Raw genomic sequence first — 14,183 nt, forward strand, 5'->3', positions numbered from 1 at the left:
TCAGAAAAAGAAAGAACTAAATGGCATTATTCGCCAGATTTTGGTGCAGTTGGTGAAGTTTCACCCGTATTGGCGGGTGCAGGTGCTGTGGTTTGAGAACTACTCTGTACAGATTTTAAACCATAGGCATCCGACGTTTGTTTTTTAGCAAACACCGCTAAACTTAAACTGGTGATAAAAAACAAAGCTGTGAGAATTGCAGTTAAACGGGTTAAAAAGCTTGCAGAACCCGAGGCACCAAATACAGTTGCAGCGCCACCGCCACCAAATGATGCACCTGCATCTGCACCTTTACCGTGCTGAACGAGGATCAGCCCGATCATCAAAACGGCCAAGATGATATGTACAACCAGCACAAATGTATGCATGCTGAACTCCTATTCTTCTGTTTGAGCAAATGCTTGAGCAATTTTATAAAATGACTCAGCATTAAGTGATGCACCACCAACCAGTGCACCGTTGATATCTGGACATGCAGCTAACTCTACTGCATTTTCAGGCTTGACACTACCACCATACAAAATCGCGGTATGTTGAGCTTGAGCCGTAATTTGAGTTAAACCTTCACGAATTTTTGCATGCATTGTCTGTGCATCTTGCGGAGAAGCAGTCTTACCTGTTCCGATTGCCCAAATCGGTTCATAGGCAATGACAATATTGTGCCATTGTTCTACTTTTACAACTGCTGCGAGATCGCAAATTTGTTGTAAAACCACTTGCTCTGCCTGCCCTGCTTCACGTTGTTCTAAGCTTTCACCCACGCAATAAATCACGCAAAGCCCTGCATTTAAAGCATTGGCTAATTTAGCTTTAATTTTTTGAACATCATCGCCAAAAATTTCTCGGCGCTCTGAATGCCCAATCAACACATAATCAATATGACTGTCTTTAAGTAACTCAGCACTGACTTCACCGGTATAAGCACCTGTGCCTGCCATTTGAGAAAGATCTTGTGCGGCAACTTTGATGGGTGAATCTGCATCGTTAATTAATTTTTGTACAGACAATAAAGCAATAGAAATAGGTGCAACACCAATATGACATTGTTTTTCTGTAATCGGTGTTTGTTGTAAATACTGATTTAAATCTTGAATGAGCTGTTGCGAATTCGCTTGCATTGGGTTCATTTTCCAATTGCCGACAACCCAAGGAGTAATAGTCGAACTCGACATACATCTAACCTTTTATCGAAAATGTGCATATTCTACACGGAATTTATATTTTTAAAGTATTTTTTCTTTATCAATTCAGTCATCTTATTTAAAGTCATGTTTTAATAACAACGCAAGAAACATAAAACATTTCAAAGATAATGCTAAAAAGCCTCATTGGCTCAAATTATTGTTAAATATGTTTCTATAAAAATACGTTTAATTCTAGATATTTCTAAGGATCATCGTATAATTTTCGTATTCCAATTATAAAATGAAATTTAATGTGTTTTGGGGATGTCTATGCAAAATGGTTCACCTAAGTTTTCGGGGTATATCCGTCGCTTAGTCGACGAAGGTTTTTTATCTGCCCAGCAAATGAAAGATGCGTTCAGTAACGCTCAAAAAAATAAAGTGAGTATCGTTGCTTATCTCAGTGAAAAATTAAATATACCACCACTGATCATTGCCGAAATGATCTCCGTTGAGTTTGGAGAACCTATTTTTGATTTGGACAGCTTTAATCCTGAAATGCTGCTCAAGGAGATTGTTGATCCGAGCATAGTTACTAAGCACAAAGTGATTCCTTTGCTGCAACGCGGCAATATTTTATATGTCGCCACCAGTGATCCGACCGATATAGAAGCACTGGATGCCATTCGTTTTAATTGTGGTCTAAATATTGAACCGATTATTGTTGAACACCATAAATTAGAAAAGTTATTAGAAAAACACTTTACAGTAGAAGAAAGTTTTAACTTTGGTGATGAGGATTTTGATGTTGATGTCATTACTACCGATGACCAGCCTTCATCTGAAGATGATGATCAAACATCTGAAGAAGAAGCGCCTATTGTTAAATATATTAATAAACTCTTGGTCGATGCGATTCGCATGGGGGCATCAGATTTACACTTTGAGCCTTATGAGAAAAGTTATCGTGTGCGTTATCGTGTAGATGGTGTGCTTAGAACGATTACCAATCCGCCCTTACAACTGGCAAGTCGTTTGGCATCACGCTTAAAAGTCATGTCCAGAATGGATATTTCAGAAAAGCGTGTCCCGCAAGATGGCCGTATCAAATTAAAACTCTCAAAAACCAAAGCGATTGATTTTCGTGTGAATTCATTACCCACATTGTTTGGTGAAAAATTGGTGCTGCGTATTCTTGATCCATCAAGTGCCATGTTGGGTATTGATGCGCTCGGATATGAAGAAAAGCAAAAAGCGTTATTTATGGAGGCCTTAGAGAAACCTCAAGGCATGTTACTGATCACGGGGCCAACAGGTTCTGGTAAAACTGTTTCCCTGTATACTGGCTTAAATATCCTGAATACAGAAAGTTCAAATATCTCTACGGCTGAAGATCCAGTGGAAATTAACTTGGAAGGGATTAATCAGGTCAATGTCAATCTCAAGGCAGGTCTCACCTTTTCAGTCGCACTGAAATCATTCCTGCGTCAAGATCCTGACATTATCATGGTCGGAGAAATTCGAGACCTCGAAACTGCTGAAATTGCGATTAAGGCGGCCCAAACGGGTCACATGGTGATGTCTACACTACATACCAACAGTGCGCCAGAAACGTTGACCCGTTTACGCAATATGGGAGTACCCTCATTTAACATTGCCACTTCAGTGAATCTTGTGATTGCGCAACGATTGGCAAGACGCTTATGTAATCATTGTAAAGCACCTGTTGAAATTCCTAGACAGAGTTTGTTGGAAATGGGCTTTACTGAACAAGACTTAAGTAATCCTGAGTTACAAATTTTTCAACCTGTAGGCTGTAGTGAATGCCGTGAAGGCTATAAAGGGCGTGTCGGGATCTATGAAGTCATGAAAGTAACACCTGAGATTTCAAAAATTATCATGGAAGATGGCAATGCACTTCAAATTGCAGCGGCATCTGAGAAATTGGGGTTTGATAATCTAAGACGTTCAGGCTTAATTAAGGTCATCAATGGCTTAACTTCTTTACAAGAAATTAACCGTGTGACCAGCGAATAAATATAATCAATATTCAAGGAAATTATAATGGCAGCTAAAAAAGTTCAAATGATGCCTACATTTGCTTATGACGGGATTGATCGCAAAGGGATCAAGGTCAAGGGAGAGTTATCTTCTCGTAATATGGCACTCGCCAAAGTCACCCTGAGAAAACAAGGCATCACCATTAAAACCATCAAAGAGAAAAAGAAAAATATTCTTGAAGGTTTAATGAAAAAAGGCATTTCCACTTTAGATATTACCATTTTTACTCGTCAACTCGCCACAATGATGAAAGCGGGTGTACCCTTAGTACAAAGCTTTGAAATCGTTGCTGAAGGCTTAGAAAATCCCTCTATGCGTGAAATTGTACTTGGAATTAAAAATGAGGTCGAAGGGGGAAATACCTTTGCAGGGGCTTTAAGAAAATATCCACGTTACTTTGACAATTTGTTTTGCTCCTTGGTTGAATCAGGTGAACAATCCGGTGCCTTAGAAACCATGCTCGATCGTGTTGCGATTTATAAAGAAAAAAGTGAACTTCTTAAACAAAAAATTAAAAAAGCCATGAAATACCCAATCGCGGTAATTGTTGTTGCTGTGATTGTCACGATTATTCTAATGGTCAAAGTTGTCCCTATATTTCAGGATTTATTTAGTTCCTTTGGTGCAGATCTGCCAGCATTTACGCAGATGGTGGTGAATATGTCCAATTGGATGCAAAAATATTGGTTTATTTTGATTATCTTTATCGCTGTTGTGATTACAGCGTTTTTAGAAGCAAAAAAACGTAGTCAGAAATTTCAGAATTTTCTAGACCGAACAGCACTGAGACTGCCTATTTTTGGCGATCTGGTTTATAAAGCCATCATTGCACGTTATAGCCGTACACTGGCAACTACCTTTGCGGCTGGAGTACCTTTAATCGAAGCTTTAGAATCCACAGCAGGCGCAACCAACAATGTAGTTTATGAACAAGCGGTGATGAAAATTCGTGAGGATGTTGCCACAGGACAACAACTTAATTTTGCCATGCGGGTCACCAATAGATTTCCCTCTATGGCCATACAAATGGTGGCGATCGGAGAGGAATCGGGTGCCTTGGATGCGATGCTAGATAAAGTTGCAACCCATTTTGAAAATGAAGTCGATAATGCTGTAGATGGTTTAACCTCAATGATGGAACCGTTAATCATGGCTATTTTAGGTGTACTTGTTGGTGGTCTAGTTGTTGCCATGTATCTCCCAATTTTCCAAATGGGCTCAGTAATTTAATGCAAGAACTTTTAAATTATTTGATTCAATCACCAACAGCACTCTATCTGACTGTTGGTATTTTAGGCTTATGTGTGGGTAGTTTTTTAAATGTGGTGATTTATCGCACACCTAAGATAATGGAAAAAGAATGGCGACAGGATTGGCATGCTGAGTGCCAATTACTGGCGGGTTCACAACAGATTGTGATTGATGATGAAGAACTCAGTCTCAGCCAACCAGCCTCTACCTGTCCCAAATGCAAAACCTCGATTCGCTGGTACCAAAATATACCCGTCATCAGTTGGTTAGCTTTAAGAGGGAAATGTGCTTCATGCCAAAATCCAATTGGCATGCGTTATCCATTTGTTGAGCTTTTAACTGCGGTGTGTTCATTGACAGTCGTTGCTGTTTACGGCCCAACACTACAAATGGTTTTTGGTGTACTGCTGACTTGGGTGCTGATCACGCTAACATTTATTGATTTTGACACTCAATTACTTCCAGACCGCTTTACTTTAACCTTGGCCGCCATAGGTTTAGGTATTAACTCATTTCATCTTTATACAACAGCAAGTGCTGCAATTTGGGGATATATTATTGGTTTCCTCTGTCTCTGGATTGTCTACTATCTATTTAAAATAGTCACAGGTAAAGAAGGCATGGGTTATGGTGACTTTAAGCTACTTGCTGCACTTGGCGCTTGGATGGGGCCATTGATGTTACCGTTAATTATCCTACTTTCTTCTGTGGTGGGTGCGATCATTGGTATTATTTTACTTAAGATTCGTAAAGAAAATGTCCCTTTTGCTTTCGGTCCTTATATTGCCATCGCAGGATGGATTGCATTTCTATGGGGTGAGCAAATTATGAAAGTATATTTGGGTCAATAATTTCAACACAGTATTAGGAATGCGCAATGACGGTTATCTTGGGTTTAACAGGTGGAATTGGTAGTGGTAAATCCGCAGCAAGTCAGTGGTTTGAAACCCAAGGGATTACAGTGGTTGATGCAGATATTGTAGCAAGAGAAATTGTTGAAAAAGGACAACCCGCACTTCAAAAAATTAAACAGATTTTTGGGGATTGGGTGTTATTAAGCAATGGTGAACTTGATCGTCGTGCATTGAGAGAACATATTTTTAAAGATCCACAGGCACGACAACAGCTTGAATCGATTACCCACCCAGCAATTCGCGCTGAGATTATTCAACAATTACAAGCAGCAACTAGCCCTTATGTGATTTTGGTTTCTCCCCTGCTTTTTGAGACCAACCAACATGAACTCACTCAACGCACGCTATTGATTGATGCCAGTGAAGACATGCAAATCTTACGTGCTTCACAACGAGATGGACAATCCATCGAACAAATTCAGAAAATTATTGCAGCCCAAATGCCACGTCATGAAAAGCAAAAATTAGCAGATGATATTGTGCTAAATGATGGGCATATTGATCATCTATACGCAAAATTAGAGTCTTTACATCAACAGTATCTCAAACTCACAACAGCTTAGTAAATAATTGAAGCTTTCTGAATCAATAGACTACTTGCATCAGTCAAAATGAGTATTCAATACTTTTAAATATTGATGAAACATAGATGGGGTATCTATCGTGAGGCGACATTTATGTCGCCATACTGGCTGGACGTACCGGGCGTACAGAACGCTCCCCTTACCCAACATGAGTAAAAACAAAGCACGGCTTTGTTTTTAGTGCAAGGTTTGGCATCGCCTACACAAAGCGATTTAAGCTTTAAATGTTAAGCGTGGCAATGCCAATTTGATATTCACGCACTTAATTTCAATGTAAGGGTAAAAGTTTCATGGTTGATAAAGCTTAATCACATTTAAAAATCATCCCAAAGCTTATTTTCGTAAGCTCTAATGATGATTAATTAAAAATTGCTTATTGATTTGGTTTATTCTCATCCAACTGCTGCTGCAAACTGTCTTTATGGGTAAACCAACGCCACGGTTGTAAAGCACCAATCCCCATACCAATCAAACCACACATCATTGCGAGGCTTATAGGTTCATTTAATAAAGGTACGGCGATAATTGCGGCAATAAAAGGCGCAAGTGTGACAATACTGCCTGTTTTAAAAGCACCTAATCTTTTAATTGCTTCGACATACGCCAAAGTCGCAATGATCACCACAAAAATACCATGAAAAAGCGTTTGCATGACCAAATGTGGTGTGGACACTTGATCTAAGTGTTTAGGTAAAAACAACAAATAAATCGGGACATAAACGATCGCCGACCATATCGCAACACCTGCCATGGCGTGCCATGCGGAAAGTTGCCATTGACGCAGCAATACGGTAAAAGTCCCCCACCAAATTGCACTGATAAAAAACAATAAATCCCCAAGACCAAAAGCAACACCTGTTTCGGTATACATCAGAAAACTCATTGCAGAAATGGCAGCCAGCATGATGCTTAAACTGATCCATATATTTTTATCAAACGGCTGACGATAAAGTAAAAAACCTGCTAAAGCCGTGCACAATGGAATGCAGCCATTTAAAAAAATGGCTGCATGTGCCGCAGGCACAAAGTGAAATGCGCTATATGAAGTTAAACAATATGCAACACCACCAATCATCGCCAAAATGAAGGGTTGTTTGTTCAATAGAAAAGCTGTGTCTTTTTTATAGATTAAAATCGGCATCAGTATACAAAATGCCAATGAAAAGCGTAATGCCGTAATATCCCATGGGCTGATATGCCAGATTGCATTCAGTCTTGAAGTAATCGTAAAACCTCCCCAAATACACATTGTGATGGCTACATATATGTAGCCTTGAGTACGGGAGGTCATCATGATACTTCTCTAATTTTACCGATACAATTTAAACTAAATCATTCACTTTGTTGACGTTGACGGCATGCCTCATACAACGCCATACCAGTAGCCACACTGACATTTAAACTTTGTAAATTTCCAGTCATCGGGATAAATACGGTTTGATCACATTGTGATTGAGTAATTGGACGTAACCCTGTGTCCTCTGCGCCCATCACAATACATACAGGTGTTCCGGTAAAATCAAACTTCTGGATAGGGAGGGCTTTTTCATCAAGCATGGTCCCCACCACACGAACATTATAATTATCTTTGATTTGTCCAAGCGTACGCGCCAAATTGGTCACTTGAATAAACTTCACCTTTTCAGCACCACCTGCTGCAACTTTGCGTGCAGTTGGGGTTAATGTTGCCGCACGGTCACGCGGTACAATCACCGCCTCTACACCCATAGCTGCCGCTGTACGGATACATGCACCTAGATTATGCGGATCTGTAATATGGTCTAAAGCCAATATCAAAGGTTGCTGGGTTGACTCTAAAAGCTGATCTAAATCTTTTTCATTCAATACAGGATGTGGGCGAACAGCTGCGACCACGCCTTGGTGAAAAGGTTGACCTGCCAACTTTTCCAAGCTATCTCGGCTTGCTTTTTGCACACTGATACCAAAAGGCTCTGCAAGCTGAAGAATACGTTGTAACCGTTGATCATCACGACCTTTTAAAGTAAATAAGGTTAAAACACGTTCAGGTTCTAACTCCAATAATGACTCCACTGAATGAACGCCATAATAATATTCGGACTTCGCCATGAACAACCTCATTAACAACAGGATGATAGAAATGAAAAATCCTGCAAAGCCAACTTTACAGGATTTTATGTGATGCTCTAGTTTAACCGATTTAGCACAAAAATTCTTTGCCTAATTTAAAAACAAAAGCATAGCTTTACTTTAAGCAAAGCTTTTTAATTAACCTTCTAAATGGCAAACGTAGTCTAAAACATCATCCGTTTCAATTTTAAAACGACTATTACCAGGCACATAAAATGACTGACCTGCACGGAACAACTCACTTTCTTCACTGTCTGCGATTTTAACACGACATTCACCAGAAATAATTTCCATGCGTTCAGGCACATGTGTTTCAAATGTTAAAGCTTCTTCTGTTGGAAGAATGACCCCTAAAGTCTTTTTGGTTCCGTCTTCAAACTGCACAGTGTGGCTAATACATAAACCGCCAAAATATACATTAGATTTTTTAACTACTGATACATGATCGTACTGAGCTGACATGCGTATTCTCCAGATAATGCGCATTTATAAAAATTATGTTCGATGTAGTTTAATGTTGCTCTGCAAACTAATCAATCTATGTTTTTACTGTTGAGCTGTTTCTATTTTTGTCTGCTTTATCAGACCGCTTAGATCAAAGCTTAAGCTTCCTTAACAATAAAGACCAAAACCACAATACTTGTCAGCAAAAATGCCACCCTATGTATGCTCAATTTATTTCCTACTTAGAGTGAAGAAAAGTCTTGTTTCAAGATTGGCCCATCTCTATAAATTAAAATTACGTCTTGCTTTGGAGGAAAACGAGGATGAGCAGATGCTGATTTATGCATTAGTCAAAAATGAGCATTCAATACTTTTAAATATTGATGAAACATAAATGGTCTTTCTATCGTGAGGCGAGATGGATGTCGCCATGTTGGGTGGAATTACAGGACGTGCCTTTCACCCAACATGAGCAAAAACAAAGCATGGCTTTGTTTGCAGCACAAGGTTTGGAACCTCCTACGAAGAGTGAGGCATCGCCTACGCAAAGCGATTTAAACTTTAAATATAAAGCGGAGCATTGCAAACTTGATCGTCATACACTTCATTTCTATGTACTGGTAGAAGTTTCATGATTCATAAAGCTTAAACACGTTGAATAAAACATCCAAAAGATTATTATCAGAAGCTCTAATGTATATGTCTAAAATTCAAGATGCATTCAAATATAAGCTCAATACAGGATAGACTGTGACGTTGATAAAAAATGTAGATATTTGCATCATTTTTTTATTTTATACAATAAGCTTTATCTATTTTGATGTTTTTACTGGCATATTCAGCAAAGGAAATTACATTTTCATCTTAAAATTATTTAGAATGCTTAAAATTACTTCGTATTAGAATACGTTCTGACTTGTGACCACAACAAAACTTCACTATCTTAGAACTTCACCGTTCGCAGCTTGGATGCGTTTATGCTGACACACTTAAATCTGATCAATTTTGCTTTAGCCGATAACCTTGCTATTGATATCGAGCAAGGGTTCAACGTGCTTACAGGTGAAACAGGTGCGGGTAAATCATTATTATTAGATGCGTTGTCAGCCTGTTTAGGGGAACGCACTGATACCAATTATGTGCGTTATGGTGCCGAAAAAGCAGATATTACCGCTGTTTTTAGCTATCAAGCACAGAGTCCAGAAGCAAATTGGCTCAACACTCATGAATTAGATGATGAATCTGGTGAAATTCATTTAAGACGGGTGATCTTTGCAACAGGTCGCAGCAAGGCATGGATCAATGGTCGTCCCAGCAGCCTCGCTGAATTGAAAGAACTTGGACGTCTCTTGGTACAGCTATACAGTCAGCATAGCCAACAACAACTGCTTGAGCCACCCTACCCGAAGCATTGGTTAGATCGTTATAGTAATTTTTATCAACCTGCTCAAGATGTGCGGGATGCATATAGCACTTGGCAAAAAAATATTCGTACACATCAAGCGGCGATTGACGCACAAGCCAATCGCCTACAACGCATTGACACTTTAAAATTACAACTTGAAGAACTCGAAGATGTCATTCGTATTGATTATAAAGAAATCGAACAAGAGTTTGATCGCTTAAGTCACCATGAACACATTATGCAAGACTGCGGCTATAGCTTAAATGTTCTTGATGAATCTGAACAAAATATTACCCAAGAAATTTCTTCGATTATTCGACGTTTAGAATCCCATGCTGGACGTAGTGAACTTCTGTCTGAAATTTACAATTCATTGATCAATGCACAAAGTGAAATTGATGATGCGACGGCAAATTTACGTCAGTTTATAGACCGTCAAAGTTTTGACCCTGAACGTATGGATGAGTTAAATACGCAACTTGAAGTCTTTCATCGCTTGGCACGTAAATACCGTATTCAACCCAATGAACTCAAACAGCAATATGAAACATGGCAAAATGAATTAGAGCAACTACACCAACTTGAAGATCCTGAAACCCTCGCTGAGCAAGTTGAACAATCTCATCAAGTGTTTCTCGAGAAAGCACAACATCTAGATCAGATTCGTCGTGATGCCGCTGAACCTTTAGCCAAGCAACTGACTGAGCAAGTCAAACAACTGGCGCTACCAGAAGCACATTTTGAATTTAAATTTGAACCGCTGGAACAAGTTTCTGCTGAAGGTCTAAGCTTTATTCAATTACTCTTTACTGCCAATAAAGGTATTCCACCTCAACCACTGGCACGTGTTGCTTCTGGTGGAGAGCTGTCACGTATTGCACTGGTCATGCAAGTGATGAATGCTGAAAAAACTGAAGCAGAAGTCTTAGTGTTTGATGAAATTGATGTCGGGATCAGTGGCGGTACCGCTGAAATAGTCGGACGCTTATTGGCAGGCTTAGGACAACATGTTCAAATTTTATGTATTACCCACCAAGCTCAGGTTGCGGCCCAGTCCGATCAACACCTATTGGTTAAAAAATTACAAACAGATCCTGCTAGTAGTACCATCGTTGCACTAGAGGAAGAGCAACTTATTTTAGAATTGGCACGAATGACAGGTGGCATTGAAATCGGTGAAACCACCTTGCAACATGCTAAACAATTAAGACAGTTGAAATTTCAACATTCTTAAGACATTTCATAAGAAAGAACACTCAGTTAAAAGCCCTATTCGCTGGCACAGTTGTCAGCGCTTTTATTAGGGTTTAGAGGCACATTTTTATTTGGATACCATTTTGTTCATATTTTATACATATTGATTAAAAACTTAGGCTGTTTTTGCAGGCTTTTGAAATATTCACAACCTATTGATATTAATTGTGCTATTTATATAGATATAGATTTTATTTGAACAATTAAAATTATTTAAGCGGATTGAAAAGGAGTTGCATATCGGTGCCAAAACAATATCTTTCTCATCGCTGCTTGATTGCACCACCTGATCTTGCTGATGATTTCTTTGCCAATACAGTAATCTATCTTGCTCGTCATGATGAAGATGGTGCGCAAGGTATTATTATCAATCGACCTTCAGGTATTCAAGTCAAAGAACTTTTGAATGACTTAGAAATTGAAGCAGATAATGTGCATCCGCATGAAGTCCTACAAGGTGGCCCATTACGCCCTGAAGCGGGTTTTGTGATTCATACAGGACAACCAACCTGGCATTCATCGATTGCCGTAGGTGAAAATCTGTGTATTACCACCAGCAAAGATATTTTAGATGCGATTGCACACAACGAAGGTGTCGGTCGTTATCAAATTGCATTGGGCTATGCCAGTTGGAGCAAGAATCAACTTGAAGACGAAATTACCCGTGGTGATTGGCTGATTTGTGATTCAGATATGGATTTGGTCTTTAATTTGCCTTATACCGACCGTTGGGATGCGGCTTATCGTAAAATAGGGATTGATCGTACTTGGTTATCTTCTGAGATTGGACATGCCTGATTTAAATTCCCCACAACTGATTATTGCATTTGATTTTGGTACACAAAAAACGGGGATGGCTGTAGGTTCTTCCATTATTGAAAGTGCAACACCACTTGCACTTTTTCCAATGAAAGATGGCATCCCCAATTGGGATGAACTGCTGAAGATCATCAAACAGCATCAACCGAACTTATTTCTAGTCGGCTTACCATTAAATATGGATGATTCTGAGTCAGAATTATCCACACGCGCACGTAAATTTGCACGACGTTTACGTCATCAAACCAATATTGAAACATTCATGGTCGATGAACGCTTAACCACACGTGAAGCACGAGATGAACTGGATCATTACCAAGCTCAAGGACGAGCAAAAAAATTAGCAGCGGATAGTATTGCAGCTGCTTTATTTATTGAAAGTTGGTATCGAAATCCTGAAGGAATTACCCCTTAAACTGAGCATTAAAATGTCTAAAACCTATGTCATCTACGGTGTAAGCAAAGGCTTGGGGCAAGCCATTCTACGCGCAGTACCTCAAACACAAGATCAGATTTTTGGTATTTCACGTTCTCAACCTAAGTGTGACCTTGCTCATTTTAAATGGATTTCTGCTGATTTATCAAAACCTGAGCACGCTCGGGATTTAGTTAAAAATCAAATTCAAAATCAGCGTATAGATTTTCTGATTTACAATGTCGGGATCTGGGAGACAAAAGCCTTTCAAGCAGATTATGACTTTGAACAATGCACTGACCTTGAAATATCAAATTTGATTCATACCAATATTCAGTCCTGTATTTTGGCAATTCAATCCTTGATTGAGAATCTTAGACTGTCCCCAAATGCAAAAATTATCTTGATTGGTTCAACGTGGGGACTAGAAAATCATAGTGGCAAAGAAGTGGTTTTTTCAGCCAGCAAATTTGCCCTCAGAGGCATTGTCCACGCTCTCCGAGAAAGTTTACGCAAAGACCAGATTGGGGTGAGTATATTAAATTTAGGCTACTTAGCGACTGAGTTTGATCTGGATACATCTGTAGATGAAGTTTTACAACAGAGTGGTCATGAGTTAATTCCCTTACAAGATGTTATTCTTGCGATTAAATTTATATTATCGACCAGTCAAGCCAGCTGTGTTAAGGAAATTCATATGCCCGCTATGGCAGACCTAAACTTATAAAAAACCCATTTTTCAATGGGCTTCAAGATCAAAGTTTAACAATGGATGCTAGTTTTTTTTTACTTGTTCTAAAATATGTACCGTCACGGTACGCCCTGCGACAAAGGCTAATGAATCATGGGGCACTTCATCTAAAATAATCTTCACAGGTACCCGTTGGGCCAAACGTACCCAGCTGAATGTTGGATTTACATTGGCCAATAGACCCGATGAAGTGGTCCGTTCACGATCTTCAATCCCTGAAGCAATCCCTTGAACATGGCCTTTATATTTCAAAGAATCGCCCATAAGTTGCACTGTTGCAGGATCACCTAGATGTATTTTATTGAGTTTGGTTTCTTCAAAATATCCCACAACATAGAGCTGTTTACGATCAAGTAAAGCGGCAACAGCCTGCCCAACTTTGACATAATTCCCTGCACGCAAATCAAAATTTGATAATGTTCCATCTGCAGGCGCAATCACTTCTGAACGTTGCATATTCAATTGAGCCAAATGCACACTACTGGTTGCTGCCTCAATCAAGGCTTTTTGTTGTTTGATATTGGCTTCTGCTTGTTGTACTGCAGCTTGCAATTGCTGATGCTCTGCATGAGACTGATCTCGTGTAGCAAACATTTGATCTTGTTCTTGTCTAGAGATCGCACCATTCATCAGGTCTGCATATCGATGTGCATTTTTCTCCGCAAGGTTAATATTGGCTTTTGACTTCACAATATTGGCTTTTGCCTCAGCAAGCCCCGCTTCTGCCTCTGCCAGTCCTGATTGAGCCTTTGCAAGATCTGATTTTGCTTGTTCCACATCTAAAGCTTGACGTGCTAAATCTATTTTAAAAAGTACCTGTCCTTTTTTTACCGTTTGGTTATCTTGAACCATCACCTCTGTGACTAAGCCTGCAATATCAGAAGACACTTGAATGACATCACCACGTACACGTCCATCACGTGTCCAAGGTTCTGCGTTGTAGTAATTCCAAATATGAAGCGCACAAAATATCGCAATAATCACCACGATAGCCAATGATATAGGCCGTATTGCCTTACGTATATCAAACGTATTCATTTCAATTTTCCAAT

The 14,183-nt window shown here is 39.4% G+C and carries 15 protein-coding genes; 9 read left to right on the forward strand and 6 right to left on the reverse strand.

What is annotated here, in order from left to right:
• Positions 1 to 26 precede the first annotated feature (26 nt).
• Together secG and tpiA are read right to left on the reverse strand one after the other, a co-directional pair.
• Entirely contained in the window at positions 27 to 368 is a 342-nt protein-coding gene (secG, locus tag AC4CVF_RS17120) for a preprotein translocase subunit SecG (RefSeq protein ID WP_490789756.1), read from the reverse strand.
• 9 nt (positions 369 to 377) lie between these two features.
• Complete coding sequence (gene tpiA / locus AC4CVF_RS17125) at positions 378 to 1,172, reverse strand: triose-phosphate isomerase (protein ID WP_490789757.1); 795 nt, start codon at positions 1,170 to 1,172, stop codon at positions 378 to 380.
• 276 nt (positions 1,173 to 1,448) lie between these two features.
• Here tpiA and pilB point away from each other — a divergent pair, with 276 nt between their 5' ends.
• The 4 genes from pilB to coaE are packed head-to-tail and all read left to right on the forward strand — an operon-like array spanning position 1,449 to position 5,913.
• Positions 1,449 to 3,161 (forward strand): type IV-A pilus assembly ATPase PilB, encoded by a 1,713-nt coding sequence (pilB, locus tag AC4CVF_RS17130; RefSeq protein ID WP_490789758.1) that lies wholly within the window; start codon positions 1,449 to 1,451, stop codon positions 3,159 to 3,161.
• 27 nt (positions 3,162 to 3,188) lie between these two features.
• Positions 3,189 to 4,415, forward strand: a complete 1,227-nt coding sequence (locus AC4CVF_RS17135; protein WP_490789759.1) for a type II secretion system F family protein — start codon at positions 3,189 to 3,191, stop codon at positions 4,413 to 4,415.
• Positions 4,415 to 5,287 (forward strand): prepilin peptidase, encoded by an 873-nt coding sequence (locus AC4CVF_RS17140; RefSeq protein WP_490789760.1) that lies wholly within the window; start codon positions 4,415 to 4,417, stop codon positions 5,285 to 5,287. The genes AC4CVF_RS17135 and AC4CVF_RS17140 overlap by 1 nt, the downstream gene beginning before the upstream one ends.
• A 26-nt stretch (positions 5,288 to 5,313) precedes the next feature.
• Complete coding sequence (coaE, locus tag AC4CVF_RS17145; RefSeq protein ID WP_490789761.1) at positions 5,314 to 5,913, forward strand: dephospho-CoA kinase; 600 nt, start codon at positions 5,314 to 5,316, stop codon at positions 5,911 to 5,913.
• A gap of 394 nt (positions 5,914 to 6,307) precedes the next feature.
• Here coaE and AC4CVF_RS17150 read toward each other — a convergent pair whose 3' ends face one another.
• The 3 genes from AC4CVF_RS17150 to ppnP all read right to left on the reverse strand — a co-directional run bounded on the left by AC4CVF_RS17150 (position 6,308) and on the right by ppnP (position 8,505).
• Positions 6,308 to 7,228: a DMT family transporter gene (locus AC4CVF_RS17150; protein WP_490789762.1), complete on the reverse strand. Its 921-nt coding sequence runs from the start codon at positions 7,226 to 7,228 to the stop codon at positions 6,308 to 6,310.
• 38 nt (positions 7,229 to 7,266) lie between these two features.
• Entirely contained in the window at positions 7,267 to 8,022 is a 756-nt protein-coding gene (rlmB, locus tag AC4CVF_RS17155) for a 23S rRNA (guanosine(2251)-2'-O)-methyltransferase RlmB (protein WP_490789763.1), read from the reverse strand.
• Positions 8,023 to 8,181: 159 nt separating this feature from the next.
• Positions 8,182 to 8,505 carry a pyrimidine/purine nucleoside phosphorylase gene (ppnP, locus tag AC4CVF_RS17160; RefSeq protein WP_004718357.1) on the reverse strand — a complete coding sequence of 108 codons (324 nt, stop codon included), beginning with the start codon at positions 8,503 to 8,505 and terminating at the stop codon, positions 8,182 to 8,184.
• Positions 8,506 to 8,909: 404 nt separating this feature from the next.
• On the opposite strand from ppnP, the gene AC4CVF_RS17165 reads away from it, so the two are divergent.
• The 5 genes from AC4CVF_RS17165 to AC4CVF_RS17185 all read left to right on the forward strand — a co-directional run bounded on the left by AC4CVF_RS17165 (position 8,910) and on the right by AC4CVF_RS17185 (position 13,107).
• The gene (locus AC4CVF_RS17165) at positions 8,910 to 9,122 is read left to right on the forward strand and encodes a hypothetical protein (protein ID WP_490789764.1); all 213 of its coding nucleotides are present in this window, start codon (positions 8,910 to 8,912) and stop codon (positions 9,120 to 9,122) included.
• A gap of 342 nt (positions 9,123 to 9,464) precedes the next feature.
• Positions 9,465 to 11,126, forward strand: coding sequence for a DNA repair protein RecN (gene recN / locus AC4CVF_RS17170; protein WP_336952316.1), 1,662 nt, complete (start codon positions 9,465 to 9,467; stop codon positions 11,124 to 11,126).
• 263 nt (positions 11,127 to 11,389) lie between these two features.
• Positions 11,390 to 11,944, forward strand: coding sequence for a YqgE/AlgH family protein (locus tag AC4CVF_RS17175; protein ID WP_105714632.1), 555 nt, complete (start codon positions 11,390 to 11,392; stop codon positions 11,942 to 11,944).
• Entirely contained in the window at positions 11,937 to 12,380 is a 444-nt protein-coding gene (gene ruvX, locus AC4CVF_RS17180; protein WP_336952317.1) for a Holliday junction resolvase RuvX, read from the forward strand. Before AC4CVF_RS17175 ends, ruvX begins: the two co-directional genes overlap by 8 nt.
• Before the next feature lie 13 nt (positions 12,381 to 12,393).
• The gene (locus tag AC4CVF_RS17185) at positions 12,394 to 13,107 is read left to right on the forward strand and encodes an SDR family NAD(P)-dependent oxidoreductase (protein ID WP_483770417.1); all 714 of its coding nucleotides are present in this window, start codon (positions 12,394 to 12,396) and stop codon (positions 13,105 to 13,107) included.
• Positions 13,108 to 13,155: 48 nt separating this feature from the next.
• Here AC4CVF_RS17185 and AC4CVF_RS17190 read toward each other — a convergent pair whose 3' ends face one another.
• Positions 13,156 to 14,169, reverse strand: a complete 1,014-nt coding sequence (locus AC4CVF_RS17190; protein ID WP_490789765.1) for an HlyD family secretion protein — start codon at positions 14,167 to 14,169, stop codon at positions 13,156 to 13,158.
• Between the last annotated feature and the right edge of the window lie 14 nt (positions 14,170 to 14,183).

Source organism: Acinetobacter sp. LipI_19, from assembly GCF_058242925.1.